Here is a 23,710-nt window from a genome sequence, read left to right as displayed (position 1 = left end):
AAGGGATGAATCAGCCTTCCAGCTTGTACCGCGTTCCGGCGAGCCGGTAGAGTGGCCGCCAGACCAGCCGGTTGATCGTCACCACCATCAACGCCATGACCATCGTCGCAAGCAGCAGAATCTGGAACTGGCCACTGTCGGTTGCAGCACTGATCTGCGCTCCGAGACCCACGGTCTGCAGCGTCTGGTTCTTTAACCGAAAGTATTCGGCGATGATGCTTGCGTTCCAGGCGCCCCCTGATGCCGTCACCATCCCGGTGATGAGGAAGGGGAAGATTCCGGGAAGGATGACCGTCTTCCAACGCTGTACGGTGGTGAAGCGGAAGAGCGTCGCCACCTCACGCAGGTCCGACGGAATCGCCATGGCGCCCGCGATGACGTTGAAGAGGATGTACCACTGCGTGCCCAGCATCATCAGCGCAATCGAGCCGATTCCGAGACCTCCGCCGACGCGAATCAGCGCCAACAAAATGACAGGGAAGAGAGCCGTCGCGGGGACGGAGGCGGCGATCTGCGCGATCGGCTGGGCGATGCGTGCCAGCCGCGGATGAAACCCGATGGCAACACCAGCGGGGATGGTCCATGCGGCTGCGAGCAGCAGCGAGACGTTCACGCGAAGAAAGGTGGCCAGCGCGCCCTTGAGTATCTCCTTGAACTGCGCGAACCGTACCTCTCGCAAGAGCCCCAGCGCATGGAACGCTGCGTAGCTTACAACGACGACCGCAAGCACGGAGATCAGGACGCGAAGCCAAGGGGAGCCCGGTCTGCTCGTTGAGCCGGAAGAGCTCTGCGCGAGGCGTTGTTGACGTTCCTGTGCATACCTGCGGTACAGCGTCTCGCTCAGCGGCGCGGTGGTAAGGCGTCCGAGGGAACGCAGTGCGGTGGAGTTCTGCACCAGATGCAGCAGCGGAGATTTGATGCGGGCTTTGCTCTCCACCTGCTCGAACTTGAACTTATCGCTCCACGCGATGATGGGCCGCCAGATGAACTGGTCGGTCGCGACGATGATAGAGACCATCGCCAACAGACCCCATGCGATGGCGACTCCGTTGCCTGTCCCGGCCGCCGTCTGAAGGTAGGAGCCTAGGCCAGGAAGCCGGAAGTCCCGCGGCCCGAGCACAAACATCTCGCACGCCATCAGGAAGAACCATCCCCCGGCGACGGAGACCATCGAGTTCCATACCAGGCCGATCGCGGCGTAGGGCAGCTCCAACTGCACCAACCGCTGCAGCCGTGAGAAGCGGTAGATATTCGCCGCCTCGCTCAGCTCGCGGGGGATGCTTTTGATCGACGAATAAAAGCTGAAGGCCATATTCCAGACCTGGCCGGTGAAGATGAGAAGGATTGCACCCATCTCGACGCCTATCTGTCGCGTAGGAAACAGAGCGACCATCGCCAACATCACTCCCGGCAGAAAACTCAGCACCGGAATCGACTGCAGGATGTCGAGCCCGGCGATCATCAGGGCTTCGAGCCGCTTGTTATACGCCGCGAGATATCCATAGCCGACCGCGAAGACCAGGCTCAGCAGATAGGCAAGGCCGATGCGGACGACCGAATAAAACGCGTACAACGGTAGCGCACGAGGGCTCTGTGAGATGACGATCTCCGGCTCAGAGTGGCCGAACCAATACTTTGCGATGACCACTACGCCGTAGAAACAGGCCAGACCGATGGCCGCGACGCAGAGGTCCAGCATGAACGGCCAGCTTCGCTTCAGGACCTGTGCCCGCGCCAGCGTCTCCCGGCCTCGAATGTAACTGAAGCTGTCCGGGAGCTGAATCACGCGTCCACCTCCGCGTTGGAGTGAGCATCGATCTCCTGTTGCAGCTTCGCGGACTGGATAAAGCGTCTACGTGAGGCGTCGAAGTCGAACAGCTCTGCATAGCGGCCCCAGTTGATGGCCGTCTCCAGTTGCCGCAGCGTCTCTTCTTCGCTGAACTGCTCGTCGAGCATGTCGTGGAAGAACTCCTCGGGGACCGTGCGGTCGCTCTTTGCTTCGATGGCACGCACAATCTGCCGCAGCAACAGGACATTTGTAACCGCGGCGGTACGGAAGAGCTGTTTCTGGCGCAGGATCTCGGAGTTGGCGTACTCCGCGCCGGTCGCTGTGATGGCGGCGTCGCCTTCGGTTACGGTCAAAAAGCCGAGCAGTTGTGCCGCATCGACGATGGGGAGAAGATCGTCGATTTCAAAGGCCAGATCGTCGGCCAGACGATAGATGTCGTCCTTCCCGTGGTGGTCGAGCACCAACTCCAGCAGGCCGGCGATTCCGCCCGGACGAGCGTGGGGCAACATCTGGTAGTGCATCTGGCGCTGATCGCGAACCCGCTTTCCAGTGGGCGTCTGCGGAAGCTCAGGGGGTTGGGCGTCCGGTTGCGTCAGCACCTTGTAGATGTAGTCGACCAACTGGGTAAAGGCAGTGGCCTTGCGGTCGCGCGGGTGTTGGAGGGCGACTTTGAAGTCGGTTCGCACATGGCCGGGGTTTCGGCCGAGCACGATAATGCGGTCGGCCAGCAGAACGGCCTCTTCGATATTGTGCGTCACCAGGAAGATGGCCTGGGTGGGAATGGTCTTCTTCTGCCAGAGCTCCAGCAGTTCGCTGCGCAGATTCTCGGCGGTGAGCACGTCGAGCGCAGAGAAGGGCTCGTCCATGAAGAGGACCTCTGGCTCGACGACCAGGGCCCGCGCGAATCCTACCCGCTGACGCATTCCTCCGGAGAGCTCCTTGGGGTAGGCTGCCTGAAATCCGTCCAGGCCCACGGTGTCGAGGATCTTGATGGTTCGTTTACGCCGCTCCGCGGGCTCCATGCCGCGGGCCTTCAAAGGCGCCTCCACGTTCTCGAAGACGGTCAGCCAGGGAAAGAGAGCGAAGCTCTGGAAGACGATGGACACATTCACATCGGCGGAGGCAATCGGCTGCTCGTGCCAGTACACCTGTCCGGCAGAGGGAGCGGAGAGGCCGGTCAACATCCTGAGCAACGTCGACTTTCCCGAACCCGACGGTCCAAGCAGCGCGACGATCTCTCCTGGAACAATCGACAGGTCGGTGGGCGAGATCACCTGAATGCGGTTCTCGCTGGGCTGTGCGTAGTATTTTTCAACACGCTCGGCGCGGATGATGGTTGTCTGCATATTAGGTTCTTGTATCGTGATCGATATAAAAAGTGTGTATTGCCGCGGTGTGAATAAATATTTTGCCGCGGTGCCGGGACAATCCACGCTGTGGTCAGCGTATCATCTATAAGTAGCTAAATTAGTGAAGCGATGCGCCTTCGGATTGCTTGTAAGTCACTATGCTATGAATCTAAAAATTTGGGGACAATTTACATGCCAGATCCAGTAGCCGCAACCACGTCCAAGCCGAAGGTTCTCGTCGCGGACGACGAACAGGTCATCGCCAATACGTTAGCGATTATCCTGAATCAGGCCGGCTTTGAAGCGCGAGCGGTATTTAGCGGAGAAAAGGCCGTCGAGGCGCTCGACACCTTTCAACCCGATATGCTCATCAGCGACGTCATCATGACGGGAATGACGGGCATCGAAGCCGCCATCATCACCCGTAACCGGATGCCGAACTGCAAGATCTTGCTATTTTCGGGCCAAGCCGCGACGGCGGACCTTCTGGAGAAGGCCCGTACGCAAGGTCATGAGTTTGAAATTCTGGCCAAACCGGTCCACCCTACGGATCTGCTCGCGAAACTGCGCGGTTAGTCCCTGCTGTCTTTAGCGCTTCCTGCTGAGAAGCGGGGCGTCGGGCGTGGTGTCGTCTTCGAGAAATCTCCGGCGCTCCTTCACCTTGAGGGCCGGAGCACCTGCATAGACCGTCCAGGGCTCGAGGTTACGAGTCGCGACTGAGCCTAGACCAAGCACCGCACCCTCCCCTATCTGCACCCCTGGAGCGACTGAGGCCCTCGCGCACACCCAGCCGTACGCGCCGATGTGCATGGCGTAAGCGAGCAGCGGGAAGGCTGGGTCGTCGTAGTCGTGGGTCGCGCCACAGAGAAACGCTCCTTGAGAGAGAATCGCGTGCGAATCCAACCTGACAGGCGCGGGGTTGTAGATCTCGACCCCATCTGCCGCCGTCACCTGGTAGGCGCAGGTGAGATTCCACGGTGCCCATACCTTCGAGCCTGGATAAAAATGGCAGTCCGGGCCCATCGTCGCGCCAAACAGGCGGAGAAGCATCGATCTCCAGGCATGAAATGGCCGTGGAGACGGGCGGTACAGAAGGAGCCAACAGATGTTCCATGTAAAGCGGCGAATGCGGTCGCTTAGCGGGAATGCGGGCCGCAGGTACGGGTCAGCCGCACTCTCCGCCGAGATATGCTCCGCCGCGTTGTAGTGAATTTCCTTCGCCATGGCGTTTGTGCTGGTTCTCTTGTCTTCTATGGGGTCGCGGGAACGATTGCGTTTTCAAAGAGCCGGATGATTGCCTTCGCGTTCTCACTCATATCGTAACGCTGTTGGAAGCACTCGGTGGCGCGTTCGGACATCTGCTGCCTCTCCTGTGCGGACATCCTGATCCAGCGCCTCAACAGTTGCAGCGTTCCGTCCGGTGTGTCGCGCTCCATCAGACCAGCCTTATCCTCGGCGATATCCTCCGCGATGTTCACCTTGTCTGCCAGAAGTACGGGGCGTCCACACGCGAGAGCCTCCGCAACCGCGATTCCGAAATTCTCCTGGTGCGAGGGAAGTATGAAGGCCTCAGAACCAAACAGGGAGCCCCATTTGGCGTCGCCCTTCAGCATTCCCGGCCAGTGTACGCGCTCGGTCAGGCCCGCAGCCGCAACGGCTTCCTTCAGCTTGGCGCTCCAGAGTTGTTGATCGGGGCCAGCCATGACCAGATGAAGCTCCGGATCGTCCGGGGCGATCTTCGCAAAGGCGTCGATCAGCATATCGCAGCCCTTCTTGCGATGGATTCGACCGAGAAACAAGAGATATCGTCTCCCTTCGACCTCCGGGCACAGATCGAAGAATGCCTGTTTCTGGACCTCGGGATCGCCTTTGGGGCCGCTTGCGCCATAGGGAACGACGTAGGGGTTCCACTTGTGCAGCCAGAAGCTTTTCTCGGCCAGCCGCTTCTCCGCCTTCGAGGTGAACAGCACTCGGTAGGCATCGCGAAGCACCCTGTATTCAAAGGGAATCCAATAGATCCACTTCTTGAGGTGCTTCAGTGGGAAGGCATAACGGAAGTATGGGTCGAGCATTCCATGAGCGAAGACCATATACGGCGTGTTGCCATTAAGGGCGCGCCAGGCTGCAAATCCGCAGTATTGCCAAAGCCCGTTGACCACAACTCCATCGAAGCGGTGACGGTTTGCCCGCAGCCATGGCAGTAGCTTTGCGTTGTAGCCGTAGGTGGTGTTGGTCGGTCCCAGCGCGTGGACAGGGAAGTCCAGATCGCAGAGATAGGGGGCCGCGGGATCGTCCAAAGTGACTACTTCGCCCACGTAACCGATGGGGCCATAGCTTAGAAGAACCCGCACGGATTCGGTCGGTCCACCCGACTCAGGGTTCAACGTCTCTATGATATGCAGAATACGCATAGGATTCGGACCATCATCTTTGAGCATAGCAGCCGTGATCCTTTTTCCTGGAAGAAATTCAAGTTTGCAAGTTGGACGAATGGGCTGTATTGCTCAGCATGTTTCTGTTATTGCATGCACCCGACCCGGTCCGTGGGCCTGGAATGCGCTAGAACAAGATACTCGGTTACATTTTCTCTGATTGTGTATAGATGCATCTTCGGTACACTCTGTTGCCAGGGCGCTTGAATCAATCGACGACAGGCGCTTGCGTTCAATTTGCTGAAACTCGGCTATGCTTAACGTGAGGAAGGTCTCAACTAAAACTATGGATCAAACGATCAAAATCGCTGTAGTGGGTTCGGGTTACGTAGGCCTTGTGGCCGCTGTCTGCTTCGCTGAGATGGGCCACGACGTAATCTGCGTCGATAACGACCAGGGTAAGGTTGCCGCTCTGCAGGGTGGAGACACCCTCATCCACGAGAAGTACCTTCCAGAGTTGTTAGAGCGGTATCGCAATAACAAGATTCGCTTCATGACCGATCTGGGCGAAGCCACCCGTGAGTGCGAGGCGATCTTTATCGCCGTCGGCACTCCGCAGAGCGACACGGGAGATGCCGATCTCTCCTACGTCGAAGCCGTTGCCTGCGAAATCGCCAGGTCCCTCACAAGCTACAAGGTGATCGTCGAGAAGAGCACCGTTCCTGTCTACACCAACGAGTGGATTCGCCGCGCCATCGAGCGCAATGGCGTCGCCCGCGAGCTCTTCGACGTCGTCTCCAATCCAGAGTTTCTGCGGGAGGGAACTGCCGTGGCGGACTTCCTTCACCCCGACCGGATCGTCGTCGGAGCCAACAGCGAGCGTGCCGCGGCTCTGCTGCAAAGGGTCTACGAGCCGCTCACCGGTGGCGAGTACTACACGCGTAAAGACACCGTGCCTGGTCCTTGCAAGGTCGATGCGCCTCCTCCGTTGCTGCTCACCTCGACCAAGAGCGCGGAGATCATCAAGCACGCCTCCAATGCCTTTCTGGCCCTCAAGATCTCCTTCATCAACGCCGTCTCCAACCTCTGCGAGGCCACGGACGCCAATGTGGAGCAGGTGGCGTTGGGCATCGGTCTCGATAGCCGCATCGGGCCACGGTTCCTCCGCCCCGGTATCGGCTACGGTGGGTCCTGCTTCCCCAAGGACGTAGCGGCCTTCCGTTCGGTCGCGGAGCAGCTTGGCATCGACTTCAGTCTTCTCTCGCAAGTCGAAAAGATCAACGTCGAACAGAAGAAGCGCTTCCTGAGCAAGGTGCGTTCCGCCCTCTGGACCTTGCGTGGCAAGCGCATCGGCGTCCTCGGCCTTGCGTTCAAAGGAGAGACGGATGATATCCGCGAGTCGCCGGCGATCGAACTGGTCGAGATGCTGCTCGCCGAGGGCTGCACCATCGCCGCTTACGATCCCGCAGCGATGAAGCGTGCGGCTGAGGCGCTTCCTCCAGGACCCAACCTCAGTTACGTCGAAGACTCCTATGCCGCCGCGAAGAACGCGGATGCTCTCGTCATCCTCACGGACTGGCAGGAGTTTGCCAAACTCGACCTGGAACGGCTCAACAAAACGCTGCGTTATCCTATCGTCATCGACGGTCGCAACCTGTTCGATCCTCGAGTGATCTCCGAGCATGGATTTACGTATCTCAGTATCGGGCGTCCGGCGGCTTATCCGTTGCGCGATCCTTCGACATCTCTTCCCGCGACCATATGATCTTGTCTAAGTTCCGCCGGTAGGGTGCCAAACGCAATACAGCCCATGTCTTCTCACTGACTGGTGTGCATCTGCGGGGTCCGGACACGAAGGGCCGGACCCTTGGACGTCAACATTTTTTTGCTCAGGAATCCCGGCAGTTCCACCGACCGGCGACTTCCACTGAGAAAGGGAACGCATGCCGCAGACTATTCTTGTGACCGGAGCCGCCGGCTTTTTAGGCAGCCATCTCTGTGATGTTTTATTGGCTGAAGGAAATACGGTGGTCGGGGTGGACGACCTGTCGACCGGCAACCTCGCAAACCTCGCCCATCTCGACTCCGAATCGCGGTTCAAGCTCATACAGCACGACATCTGCACGCCCTTCGATCCTGGCCCTGTCGACTTCGTCTTCAACTTCGCCTCTCCCGCCAGTCCGGTCGACTACGCCCGCCTGGGTGTAGAGACCCTGCGCGTCGGCTCAGCCGGCACTCTCAATACCCTCGAGATCGCTCGCAAGAACAACGCCGGCTACCTGCACGCCTCCACCTCGGAGTGCTACGGCGACCCAGAGATTCATCCCCAGGTAGAGACCTACTGGGGCCACGTCAACCCCATCGGCCCTCGCTCCGTCTACGATGAGGCGAAGCGCTTCTCCGAGGCCGCTGTAATGGCCTACCACCGCTACCACAACGTCAACACCCACCTGGTGCGCATCTTCAACACCTACGGCCCACGCCTGCAGGCCAACGATGGCCGCGTCATCTCCAACCTGATGATGCAGGCTCTCCGTGGTGAGGCCCTCACCATCTACGGCGACGGCTCGCAGACCCGCAGCTTCTGCTTCGTCTCCGACCTCATCGACGGCATCGTCCGTCTCTCGAAGTCATCCGAGACGCTTCCCGTCAACATAGGCAATCCCGTCGAGTGGACCATCCTCGAATGCGCGAAGGAGGTGCTGGCTTTGACCGGTTCCAAGGCCGAAATCGTCTTCAAGCCTCTACCGCAGGACGATCCCACGCGCCGCCGCCCCGATATCACCCGTGCCCGCACCCTCCTCGGCTGGGAGCCCAAGATCGCCCTCCGCGAAGGTCTGGAGCGGTCGCTGGAGTATTTTAGAGCCTGTGTTGCCTGAGCGATCCATCTCGTCTGATCGCCCACGCGGCAATAGCATAAGCCGAATTCTCACCCCCGTCCTCTTGGTAGCCTTAGTGGCTGCCGTGGCCGGGGTGTTCTCCTCATGTACAATCCAGGCCCAGCCCAGGGCGACTCCCGAACCCACCACTCCACCGGCTCGGAGCTATCACGATCCCCGTTCCGGAGTAACAATTCAGGTGCCCGCAGGCTGGAACCTCAGCCTCAAAGACGGGGAGACCAGCACCTTCCGGCTCGACGCCCGCTCCGCCCCGCACTCCACCCAGATGCGTGCGCTGGTCAGCATCGCGTTCAACCCTTATCCGGAATCTACCTTCAGCGGGGCTTTCTTTTATCTCAGCCTGAACCCGCATCTCTCCGCCCCTGACTGCGCCCGCCAAGCCACGGTTCGCGCCCCTCAAACGGCCTCCACCACCCAGATCGCCAGTGTGCCCTTCAGCCACGGATACGACGAGCACGGCGGCATCTGCACCGAAGCCCGCGACGAGATCTATACCGCCCTCCATCGCGGCACATGCTATCGCTTCGACCTCATCGTCAACTCCTTCTGTGGCGGTGATGTAAGCGGCGTACGCGACATGACCCCCGCGCAACTCGAAGCGGTCCGCCACCGCCTCGAAGCGATCCTCGCCACTGTCCAGTTCGACAAGTAACGCCAATCACAGGCCGAAAGCCAAGCACTGGCGTTATCAGATATGCTTGGGCGAGGCAGCATGAGGGAATTTGAATGCGTAAAAGTATAGTTTCACCCGCCGCTGCGACCAAGCTTCCCACCGATGACCTTTGGCGCGACCTGGAGCGGATCGCCCGAGTCGAGATCACCTCAGAAGACGAAGCCTTTCCCATCGAACACGCCCTGGGCAAGCACCCGACCACCGGCTGGCGTGCAGCCACGACCGGTCCGCAGGTCATACGGCTGTTCTTTGACGAGCCGCAGAACATCCGCCGCATCTACGTTCACTTCGTAGACCGCGCCGCCGAGCGTTCACAGGAGTTCGCCATCTACGCCGGATCCACCACAGATCTGCGGGAGGTCCTACGCCAGCAATGGAACTTCAGCCCCAGCGGCACGAACGAAGAGATCGAAGACTTCGTAGTCGATCTCGCGGGAGTAACCATGTTTGAGCTGCGCGTCGATCCCGACCGTAGCCACGACCCCGCCCAAAGTAAAAACTACGCCTCCCTCCAGACTCTGAAATTGGCATAGCCCGGATCGTCTCCAGATGCGGATCGGCGTTATCTCAGACACGCACGGCCTGCTTCGGCCTGAGGCTCTTGCAGCTCTCGCCGGAGTCGACCACATCCTGCACGCTGGAGACGTCGGCGATCCAGCCATCCTCGACGACCTCCGCCGTATCGCTCCACTCACCGCGATTCGTGGCAACGTAGACGTGCATGGCGCTTGCGCTGACCTACCCGAAACTGACTTCATCGAGCTAGACGGCAAGATCCTCTATCTAGTGCACTCGGAGAGCTGGCTCGACATCAATCCTACCGTCGCTGGAGTCGCAGTCGTCGTCAGCGGCCACTCCCACAAGCCCTCCATCGAAGACCGCAAAGGCATCCTGTATCTGAACCCTGGCAGCGCAGGTCCACGCCGCTTCAAGCTGCCGGTCACAGTCGCAATCGTTCAGATAGACGAAGCTCGCATCGTCGCCCGCATCGTAGACATCCTTGCCTCTTGAGAGAATCTCTCTCCGAATCGATGAACATTTTTAGGATGAGATGAATATCGATCCATCCCTCCTTCAATCGAATTTGATGGGATGCTCGACCACGCGACAAACTCTCTGCACGCGTCAATTTCTCTGACGCCATCGTTGTAAATTAAAAATCATGAGTAAGGCGTACGAGCAGGCAATAGCAACTTCATATCAGCCGCTAGTGCAAGAGTTTGTCGATATGATTCGCGCCAACGGATGGGAAGCTCTCTTCACAGAAGCTGTTCGACTTGCTCATGAGAGCGGCGCAGTGGAGATGGAACACCTCCGCACCTTGGAGGACTATCAACAGTTCCTCAATAACCTTTTACGTTGGGTGCCAAGCGAAAATTCCCAGGGCAGGGAGTTCTACAACCGTCTTGTCGGGATGTACTTCGTCTTGATGCAGCCTCCTGTATATAAACTGCAAAATGCGATTAAGCCTGCAGACACCGCTCCTCCCTTACCTCCGCTCTCGGCGTGGTTGGTTCGTTTTGCGCAGGAGTATGGAAAGTTTCTCGATACCCCGGAGTCTCTCACCGCGGAGTCGTTGGCCAGCTTCCGGAATGCGCCAAGCTTTCACATGGAAGACTTTCTGGAGCCCCGTGGCGGATGGCGTACCTTCAACGAGATGTTTGCCCGGTCTTTTAAACCGGGCCACCGTCCCATCGCAGCCATCACCGACCCTACCGTGATCGTGAGTCCTGCGGATTCCACCTACGACGGCCAATGGGAGATTGATGCCAATGCATCGATCTCCGTGAAGGGGCTATCGTGGAAGATCAGCGAGCTTCTGGAAGGCAGTCCATATAAAGACGCCTTCGCAAATGGAACGTTCATGCATGCCTTCTTAGGCCCCAACGACTACCATCGTCTGCATTCCCCCGTAGGCGGCACGGTCGTTGAGGCGCGGAACATACAGGGACAGGTCTACGTAGAGGTCACCGCCGTTCCGATCGATGCGGAGGCCGATGCAGGGAATGAGAAGCGTCTGAAGACAGCCCGCATGTTAACCGCCCCAAATACCGCTGGCTACCAATTCGCCCAGACGCGCGGGCTTATTATGCTAGACACGCCCATCGGACTCGTCGCCGTCATTCCGGTTGGGCTGTCCCTCGTGTCCTCCGTCGTTCTCACGGTAGAGGTCGGTGTCACGCTGCGCAAGGGAGAAGAGCTCGCCTACTTTCAGTTTGGTGGCTCCGATATCGTCCTCTTATTTCAATCCAAAGCCAATGTGAGTCTGCAGGCACAGGTAGGAACTCACTACAAGGTCGGAAAGTGCATCGGCAAAGCATATCCGGTGATATAAGAGCGAAGCTTGGAGACTCCGACAACATCGTTCCCTAGAGCCCCGCCGATAGCTGAGTTCGCGGGTCTAGATAATCCCGCAGTGCATCTCCAATCAAGTTGAACGAGAGCACGCACAGCATCACCGCCATCGCGGGAAAGAAGACCAGATGCGGGGAGTCAAACAGATGCGACCGCGCGTCGTTCAACATCGATCCCCAACTTGCCGCTGGCGCGGGAATCCCTAGCCCCAGAAAGCTCAACGTAGCCTCCGCGAGCACCGCGCCGGCCATCCCAATCGCGCCTTGCACGATTAAGGGCTGCAGGATATTCGGCAAGATGTGCCTATAGATCACTCTCAGATCGCTCGCGCCCAGTGCCCGCGCCGCCTCGACAAACTCTCGCTCCTTGACGGCCAGGACCTGGGCCCGCACCAGCCGTGCATAGGCCACCCATCCTGAAATCGCCAGCGCCAGAATCACATTCACCAGCCCCGGCCCCATAAACGCCACGAAGGCGATAGCGAGGAGAATCCCCGGTAACGCCAGAAATGCGTTCGCCACATAGACATTCAACACCGTATCCGGCCACCCGCCATAGAACCCCGCCACCATCCCCACGATAAGGCCCAGCGTCCCGGAGAGCCCCACCACACTCACCGCCACCACCAGCGAGATCCTCGCTCCATACAAGGTCCGCGAAAGGATATCCCGTCCCAACTCATCGGTCCCAAACCAGTGCGCCCCGCTCGGGCTTGCCAGCCGTCCAACCAGATCCAACTGTGCGGGGTCCTGCGGGGCCAACCACGGGGCAAAGAGCGCACACACCACGAACACTCCAAGCAGCACGAGACCGAACGCCGCCAGCGGTTGCCGTCGCATCTTCTTCCCGATCTCTAATCCCATACAGCCCCTCTTATCCCAATCATTCGATCAACCCCTAGCAATGTCAAAGCAAGCTCTCCTGCCGAATATCGAGGGATGCAGAGGGAATAAAGCTCGCAATCAAAGAACCGGCCACACATGTCTGAGCTTTTTTGCATCCTATCAACGTTAGCAATTGTTGGTTCGTCTGTATCTTCTTGTACGCATTTTGTAGCTATTGCAAGACGTCTAAAAATCGTATCGCGGAACATGCAACAAATATCGATGTCTGATTAGAACTCAAAAGCCTCACGATCTGGTTCTTCTGCTCGAACGCAGAGCATGTGCGAGTCGTAGTTACACTCTTCCCACCATCGGCAGGGAACTAGATAGGCGACGTTAGAATCGTAAACAAGGGACAGAAGTACCAATAACCATAAGGGAGTCGTTTGAAAATCCTGATCTACGGGCTTAACTACGCCCCTGAACTGACAGGCATCGGGAAATATACCGGCGAAATGGCCTCCTGGCTCGCCGCTCGTGGCCACGAAGTTCGCGTCGTTACCGCCCCACCGTACTATCCCGCCTGGAGTATCCGTGAAGACTATCGCGGCAAGCTCTACCGCACCGAAAGACATCCCGGCGAGCCCGTTGTCTACCGCGTTCCCCTCTACGTCCCATCCATACCGACTGGCCTCAAGCGCATCGCCCATCTCTTCTCCTTCATGTTGGGCAGCGTCCCGGTGATGGTGAGGCAGGCCTGGTGGCAGCCGGACATCGTCTTTACCGTAGAGCCGACCTTCTTTGGCGCACCCTTGGCGTTGTTGGTCGCCCGCGCCTGCGGCGCTGCCTCATGGCTCCACATCCAGGACTTTGAGGTCGATGCCGCCTTCGACCTTGGTCTGCTCCCCGCAGAGGGCCCAATCCATGCCCTTGCCCTCGGTATGGAAGAGTTCTTCACCCGTGCCTTTACCCGTGTCTCAAGCATCTCCACCAAGATGCTCGAGCGGGCTCTCAACAAGGGGATTCCTTCTACCCAGGCCGTTCTATTTCCCAACTGGGTCGATATCGATACGGTCCATCCCCACGAAGATGGTCAACCCAACTCCTTCCGCGAAGAACTGGGCCTGCAGGATAAGATCATCCTCCTCTACTCCGGCAACATGGGCGCCAAGCAGGGCCTCGAGCTTCTTGCGCCTCTGGCCGAGGCCTTCAGCGAGGGCGGTTCCCACCCAGATAGCCGCGTCCACTTCCTCTTCTGTGGCGACGGAGCCTTCCGGCCCCAGTTGGAGACTCTCGTCGCCCATCGTTCCAACGTCACCCTCCTGCCGCTCCAGCCTCTCAACCGTCTCAACGAACTCCTCAACGCCGCCGATATCCATCTTCTGCCCCAGCGTGCCGGAGCAGCCGACCTCGTCATGCCCTCCAAACTCACTGGCATGCTCTCCAGCGGACGTCCTATCATCGCCACGGCAGACCCCGGCACCCAGGTGGCCCAGGTCGTAGCTGGCGGCGGCCTCATCCCTCACGCCCCCTGCGGAGTAGTCGTCCCCGCGGAGGACGCCGAGGCCCTCCACGCCGCCACAGCACGGCTCGTCGACGACTCTGCCCTCCGCGCCACCCTCGGCAGAGCCGCCCGCCGCTACGCCGTCCAGCATCTCGGAAAACAGCAGGTCTTAGAGCAGTTTGAACAAAGTTTGCAATCCATCGCTTGAAGTCATGGGATTTGCGCCCAGCGCTTTCTGCTTTTCTGGCAAAATCTTGTCAAGTCCCATAAAAGTCTATGTCTATAAAAACAAAGCGAATAAAGACAAATAAAAGTGGCATTTTAGTTTTCCCGGGTTGTTAGAATAGAAATAGAGGTCAAGGAAGATCCACCCAATGAACCCTAGTCTCAATTACATGAAAACGACTGCGGGTAACAGAGAGAATTGCCCATAAGTGATGCTATTGCTTGATTTGCAGAAAGTCTTTTCGAATCAGTCGTTTGGCTGGATAGTCCAAAGCCAAGCTGAGTTGAATCAGGACTTTGCGCAAAGCAACCGGGGGTGGGGGAGGGGTATCTTAGGGAGGACGCCCCGGCCGAACCACGAGCGTACGAATGCTCTCAAGTAGAATCACCAGAGCCGCCAAGCGTCAAAAAGGAGAATTTACACTTGAAGAAAGCCCTTATCACCGGAGTCACCGGCCAGGACGGCGCCTATCTCGCCGAATTTCTCCTCGCCAAAGGCTACGAGGTTCACGGCGTAAAGCGCCGCGCCTCCCTCTTCAACACCGCCCGCATCGACCACATCTACGAAGATCCGCATAACCCCTCGCCCCACTTCATCCTCCACTACGGCGACCTCACAGACTCCTCGTCCCTCATCCACATCGTCCAAAAGGTCCAGCCCGACGAGATCTACAACCTTGGTGCCCAATCCCACGTCCAGGTCTCCTTCGAGCAGCCCGAGTACACCGCGGATGCCGACGCCCTGGGCCCGCTGCGCCTCCTCGAAGCCATCCGCATCCTCGGCCTCGAAAAGAAGACGAAGTTCTACCAGGCCAGCACCTCAGAGCTCTACGGCCTCGTCCAGGAGATTCCACAGAAGGAAACCACGCCTTTCTATCCCCGCAGCCCCTACGCGGTCGCGAAGATGTACGCCTATTGGATCTGCGTGAACTACCGCGAAGCCTACGGCATCTACGCCTGCAATGGAATCCTCTTCAACCACGAGTCGCCCCTCCGTGGCGAGACCTTCGTCACCCGTAAGATCACGCGTGGACTCGCCCGCATCAAGGTCGGCTTGCAGAAGCAGCTCTTCCTCGGCAACCTGGACTCCAAGCGCGATTGGGGACACGCCCGTGACTACGTCGAGATGCAGTGGTTGATGCTGCAGCAGGATAAGCCACAGGACTACGTTATTGCCACCGGAGAGCAGTACACCGTACGCGAGTTCGTTCAGCGCTGCGCGAAGCTGCTGGAGCTTGACCTCAAGTGGCAGGGAAGTGGAGTCGACGAGAAGGCTCTCGACGCAAACGGCAACATCGTCGTCGCAGTCGATCCACGCTACTTCCGGCCTACTGAGGTCGAAACCTTGTTGGGCGATCCCGGCAAGGCGAAGCGTGAGCTTGGCTGGACGCCCAGAACCCCCTTCGCCGAGCTCGTTCGCGAGATGGTGGAAGCTGACCTTAACACCGCTAACCGTGATGCTCTCGCGGTCGCCCACGGCTTCGATGCCTTCACCGTTCGAGAGACATAGGATCCATGACTGCAGGCACCTCGACCCCTCACATGAAACTCGACGACCGCATCTACGTCGCAGGCCACCGCGGCCTCGTCGGCTCAGCCATCGTGCGATCGCTTGAGCAGAAGGGCTATACCAACCTCATCACGCGCACCCGCGCCGAGCTGGATCTGCTAGACGTGGGTGCCGTGGAGAAGTTCTTCGAGGAGACAAAACCTGAGCATGTGGTGCTCGCCGCTGCGAAGGTGGGAGGGATCCTAGCCAACAACAACTATCCTGCGGACTTTATCCGTGACAATCTCAAGATCCAGAACAACATCATCGACTCTTCCTATCACGTCAACGTAGATAGATTGCTCTTCCTCGGCTCCTCTTGCATCTACCCGAAGCTGGCGCCGCAACCCATGCCCGAGTCCTGTCTCCTCACAGGGCCACTCGAACCCACCAACCGTCCCTACGCCCTCGCAAAGATCGCAGGTATCGAGATGTGTTGGAGCTACAACCGGCAGTACGGCACAAAGTACCTCGCCGCGATGCCGACGAACCTCTACGGATCGAACGATAATTTCGACCTGAATAACTCTCACGTTTTGCCCGCGTTGATTCGCAAGACCGCAGAGGCAATCAAGACCGGATCTTCTGAGCTATCTGTCTGGGGAACTGGCACCCCACGCCGAGAGCTTCTGTACTCCGACGATCTCGCCGAGGCTTGCACCTTCCTGCTAAACCTCGATGAGGACCGTTATAACTCTCTCCTGCTGGAAGATGCTCCACCGCTCATCAACATCGGCACTGGCGAAGATGTCACGATTCGCGAGCTCGCTGAGACCGTGGCCCGAGTATTAGGGTTCACAGGTGAACTGGTCTTTGACACCACGAAGCCCGATGGAACGCCGCGTAAGCTCATGGACGTCACACGCCTCCATAACCTTGGCTGGCACCACACCACGAGCCTGGAGCAGGGAATTCGCCACACCTGGAACGCTGTTCGCGACTCCCTCTAGGTCCACCTTTGTCCGAAGACTGCCCCGGAAGTGGTATTTATCCCGGGGACCCTGCTGCCTAGAATCACCCCTATAGAACGCATCGGCAAACAGCCATGCAGGGGTCCGATTCCATGCGACAAATCAAACCATTCCGTCGCATCCTCCTAAAGTCGACCCTCGTTCTTTCTCTTCTTCCTTGCGCCCTCCAGAGCAAGATCCAGGCAGCCGATACCTCCACTCCCGCCTCAATGGCCGAGCAGTATCTTCTCGCTGCAGCCAATCGCGAGCGTCAGAGCCGCGGACTGCAGCCTCTTCGCCGCGACCCCGTACTTGCACGAGCTGCTGCCTTCCACGCCCGCCAGATGGCCGATCATGCAGATATCTCTCACGGATTCCCCGGTGAGCCGGAGTTGGCAGATCGCGCGGCAACTGCAGGCGTTCGCTTCTCCCTCATCTCCGAGAACGTCGGCGAAGCTCCGGACTCTACCGAGATTCACGAGATGTGGATGCAGTCGGAAGGTCACCGCGAGAATCTACTCGACCCGAACGTCAATGTTGTTGGCATCTCTGTGATCGTCCGTGACGATCAGTTCTACGCTGTAGAGGATTTCGTCTCCACGGTTGAGACCCTGAGCATCAATCAGCAGGAGACCGCTGTAGCCAACATCATCGCCAGCTCTGGAGGAGCTATCGGCAATACACTCGCCGTGAACACCTCAGAGCCAGCGATCCAATCGGCCCGTCAGACCTGCTCGATGCACACCGGCTATGCCGGATCTAACAGGCCGTGGTTTGTCATGCGCTACACTGCGGCCGACCTCAACCATCTTCCTAGTCCTCTCCAGGCTCGCCTGGGCTCCGGCAAATACCACCAGGCAGCGATTGGAGCATGCTCCTCCCGCGATGGTGGCCCCTTTAGCACGTACAGCATCGCGGTCTTGCTCTACCCGTAGCACTGCAGCGATATTCGATTCTCTCTATCGCTTCGCTATGTTGAGCTCGTGCTTCGATCGAATTCCAGTGTCCAGACGTTCAAGACACATTGCGGTTCGATGTGCTCGTATATCCACCCATCATCTTTCAGTTTAAATCTGCTCCCCACGTTCCTTGCGCTGTGCTTTTTTGTTATAACTAATACAGCGCAGTTGCGCATGATGCCATGCGATGCGGTTCCAATGACCGCACCAAAGTATTCCTGAGTAGCTCAATGGCAGAGCATTCGGCTGTTAACCGAAGGGTTGTAGGTTCGAGTCCTACCTCAGGAGCCATATTTATCAAGCACTTGGAGACCTCCTCTCCTAAACTTTACCAAATTGCTTTTGGATCCTGAAAAAGGCTCCGGAAGGCGATTCACGTTGCGACCCGTTAAACCCATGCTTTCTACTGCTGGCGTCCAGCCTTCTAGCACCTTCGAGGTATGAGAGTTCACCGCCCGCATGACATTCTTTTCGACGACCTGCACGTACACGTTGCCGGTCGTCGTGATGCTCGCATGGGGTAGTGCGCCCTGCGCGTCCTTGAGCGTACCGTGACCGGAGAGGTGGAGTTCCCAGGGAACGTCGCATAACCTGAAAGGTAATGAGACGAGCTGGTATATCCAACCGATCTGCGATCGGCTTGATCCGCCACATGAGGAAGTTTTTGAAGTGGCGGGGCACCGCTTGGCCTGTTTGCTTCCCGCGACCGAACGTGGGAAACATCATAGCCTCCTGCGACGGGTCCGAGCAGATTCTTCGCCAGGCCTCAATGACCGGACGTACGGGTTCGGGAACTGCAAATGGGAGATCGACTCGCCTTGGTCTTGAGACGCCCTTCATAGAACTGCCCCTCGACGGCGGTGCCGTAGGGCATCAGGGAGACTCCCGTCCATGACTTCCATTGAATCCCATCGCCTCACTGGCATGGGGTCCACTAAAGATGGCAACGAGCATGAGGCAGAGGTCCCCGAGGTCTTCGATCGCTCCGAGCAGCCGAAGCATTGAATCGATGAGCATCACCGGCTTTTCCGAAATCTTCGTGATCGGCATGGTAATGTCTTCTCCCGGGTCTTCGGCAAGGAACTTTTGCTTCCTTGCCAGGTGAGTGATTGCGCGGATGTTGTTAAAGCATCTGCACACCACCGAATCGGAGTAATCCTCGAGGCGATCTGTTAGATCTCCCTTCTTCGATATTGCCACAGCACGTTTAAGCTCACAACTTGGGTGCTCGATACCGCGAAGAACAATACGTTGAACTGTAGCGCTGTAGTCGTCAAATCTCTTTGATAGCTAATCAGGTTACAACATAGACGCCTCTGAGACAATTTGGTCTATCTGAATGCATTAATAGAAGGGCAGAGATCGGCTTGCAAGCCGATCTCGTCATCCTTAGTTCTGTTTAGAGGCGAATACCAGCCCCTCTAATTCAGCGGGTATATTTCTTTTGACAAGGGCTCCGAACTGAACATCTACCATTTGGCAAATTGCCTTTTCTGAAGCCACAACCTTAAGCTTTGGATCCGAAACTAGCACCCCTTCGCCCAGCGCCGGATGTCTAACGCGATCTCCTCTGTGAAGGCGTTTAGTCACAAGGTTTGTAATTGAGCGGCTCACCTTAGAGACAAGCGGTACGGCCGCATTGGGAGGGGTCAGAGCTGGCGAGGGTGGCGATATCGCAACACGAGCTAGTTGGGGAGTACTCAGCAGCTGTGCGACAGAAGCAGCCTCCTCAGCAAGGGTTCCGTTTTCCTTTAGACCGGACACATAAAGCTTCATCTTGCAACGTGTTGATGCTACGTAGAATAGGGCTCGTCCGGCCACATCCGTCGAAAACAAGTCGGCCCCAATTACGAAGACTACGGGCGAATCGTAACCTTTGGCTGACTCCACCGTAGTCATGGTAAGGCAGCTCTCGACAAAGATGAACTGGTCCTTCGCTGGATTGTCCGAACGGCCAAAGGGCTTCAAGACTCTGGAAATGCTTGGACACGCCTTCTTGAATTTATAGTCAAGATCTTCAAAGGGCGACGGATCGCAAAAGAGGATCAAAATGTCGTCCGGGTTGACATTCTGGATTTGTACTAGATCTGAGACACTCCGAATCAGCCATTCCTTTTCATCCTCTCGTGTTGAGAACAAGCTGACGGTGGGTGCGGACCCTTCTACGCGGTCAGCGAAGTTTGCCTGCCAGCGATCAGGCAGCTCCTCAACCAAGCCATTTTCCCGAAGGTAAGCGACGTCAGCGAAGATCTTTGTTAGAACCCTCGTTTCAGCCTTAACCCCCAGCAGCAGATTGAATGCGAAGTCAATAATTGGCTTGCTGTTTCTAAAGCAAGTCTTCATCACATACGTTCTGCGCCCGGTGATCTGAATTCCGAGTTTGCTCCATGTGGGGCGAGGACGCCCGTAGACATTCTGAGCATCATCGTAAAAGATCACAATGTTCTTAACCCCAGTCCTAGCGTCTGTTCGGAGTAGCCTCATTAGAAACAAGTATTCCTCGTCGAACAGATCCTGCCCTTCATCAACATAGATAGCGTCATAAAGCAGCTTGTCGTATGCTTCCTTGTCACTGCGAGCAAGCACATCTAGCTGTTGTGAGTAATGCGTAGCAAACATGGCGGCAACGCCCTCAGGTGGTTCATGGCCGTATCTTTGGTACGCTAACGGACCTCCTTGCGATCTGGATAGCATCCATTGCAGCTTGTTCACGCTGTAAATATCAACGCAGTCTGGTGGGTCTCGATAGGTTAGAGAGCGAAAAGCATCTTCAAAGTGCTTGCGGAGAAAAGGGACCAATGATCGATTGAAACAAACGATTGCGAAGCGCTTGTTCTGGTTCTTTGTATCAAGAGTGAACTGAACGCTGTTTATGCTGCGGTCCAATATTTGGGCGAAATTCCTTACAAGCACCACTGATTTGCCACTCCCAGCAACACCGCGCACCAGTTGAGGGCGCCCATCGAACTCGGCCTCGATCAGCTCGATTTGTTCAGCTGATAAGCGTTTATCCTTCAGTTCAAACTTGTCGATAACACTGCCCAGCGTGGCCGTGTGCGGATCAACCGAGCGCCGCTGCCTCGCCCTGATTAAATTCGAGCTACCCAGGGCCTCGCGAACATGATTGAGCTGCTCCGTGGAGTAAGGAAGACGGTACCCAGCCTTGGCTTTCATGTACACCTCAAGGCGAGACCGTAGCGCAACGGGATCCACTAAATCCTCTTTGAGGAGAATCTCAGAACCCGCTATTGTGCCCTCAAAGTTCTTCTGTCGCCACTCTGCTCTTGAGATATTAGGAAGTGCGACCACCCAATCGAAGTAGGGAAGATCCTTCTTGGGAAGATTTCTCCGCTGAAGAACACGACGGGCAGCCTTTTGGATTTGTGCCGAGGCATCTTGGCTTGGTTCCAAGGGTTGTGAGCCTCCTCGTAGCCCGCTACTCGTCGAAAGAATGTACCAGCCTCGATACGCGAGATCTCGCCGATCACCCAACCTTTGACCTCCAGTAGAAAACAGCCGAGAAGGGGATGCAGGACAAGAACATCAGTTGGTCTCGCATTTTCATGGAGAAGGCGGTCAGGGGTTCGGGGTTCCGCGAAAACCCAACCGGCTGCATCATTACGAAAAGCGTTGAGGATAGATATGGCTACCCGCGCGTGAGCCTCGTTTACAATGAGTTCGACAGATTCAAAGGGAATTTGAGAGGTGCGGGCTGCACTAACAAGCTCTGTCTGCCACTCGTTCATCAACTGTCGTCACCTATTCCCGAAATCTATGCACTACGACGTTATAGCAGCCAGAGTGCGATCATGAGCACCAACGATAAGTTGCATGTTATATGTGGGTATACTCGACCGGCGCTTTCGCCTGCTTGCGAATTGGCAACGCAGGTAAACTGCCAAGCGAGGTGAACCTTGCAGAGAGACTAGTACCAATGAAACGCAAAAGACACTCGGTTTGTTAGCGCTCGATATCTCAGCAACCCTTTCCACACTCGGGAACAGCCCTGTCTCTATGACAGCGCACTGTGCCCCGTGTTCATCTCGTTCTTCTTTTAGCCTCTTCAGAATGTGAGTACATCATGGCCAGGAGTGGAAGCTGCACAAACAGCCGTATATTTATGCAGACCCAAAAGATTTAGCTTGCAATCTGACGGCTCATCCATCGTTGGTCTCCTGTCTTTCCGAAGCAATAGCCCCGAAGGACGACGGCCTGGCTGCCCCCCGGGCCGCTTCCGATGTGTTGTCCGCGCGGGACAGTTCTTACTGCCTTTTCAGCCACATACGCCATCGCCCCATGGCCAGCAGTTCCTGCTCGATCACTTCGAGCCGATGCCTCTGGTCAGCCGTCAGGATGGCAGGCTAAATCGTCATCGAGCCCTGTGGAAGTTCCTTAAGGCCGTCTGCATTGGAGGCTGCGGCATCATCTCGGCAGACAGCAAATGCTCCAAGGCTTATGCCATTCTCGCATCCGACTCTATGAGTCCTTTGCGACCTTCGCCCGCACGCCATATCGAACCCGCAGATCTAGGTTGGGACCGGTAAATGATTTCGGGAGAGATGGCAACGCCTTTACTTGCTTTAGAGAGTTCAATGCTGCGCGCTCTAGAGCCACGTTGCCACTGCTGCCGTCTAAGCGCATCGCGTTCAGCGTGCCATCCATGTTGATGCTGATGCGAATGGCAGTGAAACCATCTTTATTGATTGGTGATCCAGGCCCTTGAATAGCTGAACTATTCCATGAATCCGAAAGAGTGTGGATCAGTTGTTGGGCGTAGGGACCAAAGTCCACCCCATGCGTGTCTGAGAAGAAGCTGATGGCTAGTGTCCGGCCAGACGGCGTGGCGATGTTGTTGACTTCGTTCTCTGTCGCGAGGAGAGAATTCGACACTTGGTCGCTCTGGGCTAGTAGGCGGTTGCTATTGGCACAGAGGCCGAAGATGCTCAGTACGATCAATGCACTTCTCGAAGACTTCCCAATCCAGATAGGCAATCCAAGCGTCATAGCATTTCTCCTCGCTGTGAAGGCTGCAGTCATACCCGTCGCAGGTGTGATCGTACAGGGAAGGGAACAAAACGTGGAATAAGGATGGCCAAGAAATAGCAAAAAAACTCATTGATTTCCGGAGCTCAAAGGAAGCAGGGCATGAAGGTGGTTCGGCGTGATGATCGTGCGCTCTCGCATGCAACATAGCTCCCTGGTTTGCTAGATTGCCGAGGTTGCTATGGACAATAGCCATCGTTCTCTAGTCATGTGGCTGTGGTTTAATTTAATGAGTTGCGTTAGCCATCGATTTTAAAAGGAGTCACATGCCCGCCATCACAACCAAGGACGGTATCGAGATCTTTTACAAGGACTGGGGTTCAGGTCAGCCCATTGTATTCAGTCATGGATGGCCATTGTCGGCCGATGATTGGGACACGCAGATGTTGTTCTTTCTGCGCCATGGTTACCGTGTGATCGCGCATGACCGTCGCGGGCATGGCCGTTCAACCCAGACTGGGGATGGTCACGATATGGACCATTATGCGGACGACCTAGCCGCTCTTACGACACATCTCGACCTGAAGGACGCCATCCATGTGGGCCATTCCACCGGAGGCGGTGAGGTGGCGCGATATCTGGGGCGGCATGGCGAAAGCCGCGTGTCCAAAGCGGCGCTGATCAGTGCTGTGCCTCCGCTCATGGTGAAGACCGCAGCCAATCCGCTTGGTCTTCCCAAGTCCGTGTTCGACGATCTGCAGGCGCAACTCGCTGCCAACCGTTCGCAGTTCTATCGGGACCTGCCAGTCGGACCTTTTTACGGCTATAACCGACCGGGTGCGAAGTCCTCGGAGGCAGTGATACAGAATTGGTGGCGGCAGGGAATGATGGGTGGCGCCAAGGCGCACTATGACGGCATTGTGGCCTTCTCCCAGACTGACTTTACGGAAGACCTCAGGAAGATCACTGTGCCTGTGTTGGTGATGCATAGCGAAGACGATCAGATTGTGCCTTATGTTGCCGCTGGGCCGCTGTCTGCCAAGCTGTTGAAGAACGGGACCCTGAAGACCTACAAGGATTTCCCGCATGGCATGCCTACTACGCACGCAGAGACGATCAATGCCGATTTGTTAGCGTTCCTCAAAGGCTGAGAGAGTTGTGCTAACTATCAATCAGTGCAAGTAGTTGTATCGCCAAGACGGCCGGCGGAATCCAATACGGATTGTCGCCGGTTCGTTATACAGAGGATTGCCGAGGATGATGCCGTTTCACATTACG

The 23,710-nt window shown here is 57.0% G+C and carries 20 protein-coding genes and 1 tRNA gene; 13 read left to right on the top strand and 8 right to left on the bottom strand.

The features are described 5' to 3' along the window. Positions 1-10 precede the first annotated feature (10 nt). Positions 11-1,786: an ABC transporter permease subunit gene (locus tag HB393_RS02175; protein WP_213803487.1), complete on the bottom strand. Its 1,776-nt coding sequence runs from the start codon at positions 1,784-1,786 to the stop codon at positions 11-13. After that, on the bottom strand, positions 1,783-3,135 hold the full coding sequence (locus HB393_RS02170; protein WP_213803486.1) for a nitrate/sulfonate/bicarbonate ABC transporter ATP-binding protein: 1,353 nt from the start codon (positions 3,133-3,135) through the stop codon (positions 1,783-1,785). Before HB393_RS02170 ends, HB393_RS02175 begins: the two co-directional genes overlap by 4 nt. Before the next feature lie 195 nt (positions 3,136-3,330). On the opposite strand from HB393_RS02170, the gene HB393_RS02165 reads away from it, so the two are divergent. Then, positions 3,331-3,714 carry a response regulator gene (locus HB393_RS02165; protein ID WP_213803485.1) on the top strand — a complete coding sequence of 128 codons (384 nt, stop codon included), beginning with the start codon at positions 3,331-3,333 and terminating at the stop codon, positions 3,712-3,714. Positions 3,715-3,726: 12 nt separating this feature from the next. Here the strand turns inward: HB393_RS02165 and HB393_RS02160 are convergent, their stop codons facing one another. Both HB393_RS02160 and HB393_RS02155 read right to left on the bottom strand, forming a co-directional pair. After that, complete coding sequence (locus tag HB393_RS02160) at positions 3,727-4,362, bottom strand: putative colanic acid biosynthesis acetyltransferase (protein ID WP_213803484.1); 636 nt, start codon at positions 4,360-4,362, stop codon at positions 3,727-3,729. Positions 4,363-4,388: 26 nt separating this feature from the next. Next, positions 4,389-5,576: a glycosyltransferase gene (locus HB393_RS02155; RefSeq protein WP_255550713.1), complete on the bottom strand. Its 1,188-nt coding sequence runs from the start codon at positions 5,574-5,576 to the stop codon at positions 4,389-4,391. Between the two features lie 280 nt (positions 5,577-5,856). On the opposite strand from HB393_RS02155, the gene HB393_RS02150 reads away from it, so the two are divergent. From HB393_RS02150 to HB393_RS02125, 6 genes are all read left to right on the top strand, one after another. Beyond that, positions 5,857-7,275: a UDP-glucose/GDP-mannose dehydrogenase family protein gene (locus HB393_RS02150; protein WP_213803483.1), complete on the top strand. Its 1,419-nt coding sequence runs from the start codon at positions 5,857-5,859 to the stop codon at positions 7,273-7,275. 178 nt (positions 7,276-7,453) lie between these two features. Next, a complete protein-coding gene (locus HB393_RS02145) occupies positions 7,454-8,389 on the top strand; it encodes a UDP-glucuronic acid decarboxylase family protein (protein WP_213803482.1) in 936 nt (311 codons plus the stop codon). Further along, on the top strand, positions 8,382-9,062 hold the full coding sequence (locus tag HB393_RS02140) for a hypothetical protein (RefSeq protein WP_213803481.1): 681 nt from the start codon (positions 8,382-8,384) through the stop codon (positions 9,060-9,062). Before HB393_RS02145 ends, HB393_RS02140 begins: the two co-directional genes overlap by 8 nt. A 74-nt stretch (positions 9,063-9,136) precedes the next feature. Then, positions 9,137-9,616 (top strand): hypothetical protein, encoded by a 480-nt coding sequence (locus HB393_RS02135; protein WP_213803480.1) that lies wholly within the window; start codon positions 9,137-9,139, stop codon positions 9,614-9,616. A gap of 16 nt (positions 9,617-9,632) precedes the next feature. After that, positions 9,633-10,094 carry a metallophosphoesterase family protein gene (locus HB393_RS02130; RefSeq protein ID WP_213803479.1) on the top strand — a complete coding sequence of 154 codons (462 nt, stop codon included), beginning with the start codon at positions 9,633-9,635 and terminating at the stop codon, positions 10,092-10,094. A gap of 151 nt (positions 10,095-10,245) precedes the next feature. Next, positions 10,246-11,418, top strand: a complete 1,173-nt coding sequence (locus HB393_RS02125; RefSeq protein WP_213803478.1) for a phosphatidylserine decarboxylase — start codon at positions 10,246-10,248, stop codon at positions 11,416-11,418. A 34-nt stretch (positions 11,419-11,452) separates the two neighbouring features. Here HB393_RS02125 and HB393_RS02120 read toward each other — a convergent pair whose 3' ends face one another. Further along, positions 11,453-12,301, bottom strand: a complete 849-nt coding sequence (locus HB393_RS02120) for an ABC transporter permease (protein WP_255550712.1) — start codon at positions 12,299-12,301, stop codon at positions 11,453-11,455. A gap of 407 nt (positions 12,302-12,708) precedes the next feature. Between HB393_RS02120 and HB393_RS02115 the strand changes: the two genes are divergently transcribed. The 5 genes from HB393_RS02115 to HB393_RS02095 all read left to right on the top strand — a co-directional run bounded on the left by HB393_RS02115 (position 12,709) and on the right by HB393_RS02095 (position 17,740). After that, the gene (locus tag HB393_RS02115; protein ID WP_213803477.1) at positions 12,709-13,974 is read left to right on the top strand and encodes a glycosyltransferase WbuB; all 1,266 of its coding nucleotides are present in this window, start codon (positions 12,709-12,711) and stop codon (positions 13,972-13,974) included. 441 nt (positions 13,975-14,415) lie between these two features. After that, positions 14,416-15,501 carry a GDP-mannose 4,6-dehydratase gene (gmd, locus tag HB393_RS02110; RefSeq protein ID WP_213803476.1) on the top strand — a complete coding sequence of 362 codons (1,086 nt, stop codon included), beginning with the start codon at positions 14,416-14,418 and terminating at the stop codon, positions 15,499-15,501. 5 nt (positions 15,502-15,506) lie between these two features. Continuing rightward, positions 15,507-16,490: a GDP-L-fucose synthase gene (locus HB393_RS02105; RefSeq protein WP_255550711.1), complete on the top strand. Its 984-nt coding sequence runs from the start codon at positions 15,507-15,509 to the stop codon at positions 16,488-16,490. 113 nt (positions 16,491-16,603) lie between these two features. Further along, positions 16,604-17,425 (top strand): CAP domain-containing protein, encoded by an 822-nt coding sequence (locus HB393_RS02100; protein WP_213803475.1) that lies wholly within the window; start codon positions 16,604-16,606, stop codon positions 17,423-17,425. 240 nt (positions 17,426-17,665) lie between these two features. Further along, positions 17,666-17,740 (top strand) — tRNA-Asn (locus HB393_RS02095). A gap of 582 nt (positions 17,741-18,322) precedes the next feature. Here HB393_RS02095 and HB393_RS02090 read toward each other — a convergent pair. The 3 genes from HB393_RS02090 to HB393_RS02080 form a co-directional block, all read right to left on the bottom strand. Continuing rightward, the gene (locus HB393_RS02090; RefSeq protein ID WP_213803474.1) at positions 18,323-18,499 is read right to left on the bottom strand and encodes a hypothetical protein; all 177 of its coding nucleotides are present in this window, start codon (positions 18,497-18,499) and stop codon (positions 18,323-18,325) included. Positions 18,500-18,838: 339 nt separating this feature from the next. Further along, the gene (locus HB393_RS02085; RefSeq protein WP_213803473.1) at positions 18,839-20,860 is read right to left on the bottom strand and encodes an ATP-binding domain-containing protein; all 2,022 of its coding nucleotides are present in this window, start codon (positions 20,858-20,860) and stop codon (positions 18,839-18,841) included. 1,065 nt (positions 20,861-21,925) lie between these two features. Continuing rightward, entirely contained in the window at positions 21,926-22,453 is a 528-nt protein-coding gene (locus HB393_RS02080; protein WP_213803472.1) for a TonB family protein, read from the bottom strand. Between the two features lie 305 nt (positions 22,454-22,758). Between HB393_RS02080 and HB393_RS02075 the strand changes: the two genes are divergently transcribed. Continuing rightward, entirely contained in the window at positions 22,759-23,583 is an 825-nt protein-coding gene (locus tag HB393_RS02075; protein WP_213803471.1) for an alpha/beta hydrolase, read from the top strand. Positions 23,584-23,710: the final 127 nt, after the last annotated feature.

The organism is Granulicella sp. dw_53 (genome assembly GCF_018449545.1).
Lineage (GTDB): Bacteria > Acidobacteriota > Terriglobia > Terriglobales > Acidobacteriaceae > Edaphobacter.
This window is presented reverse-complemented; position numbering and strand designations above follow the sequence as displayed.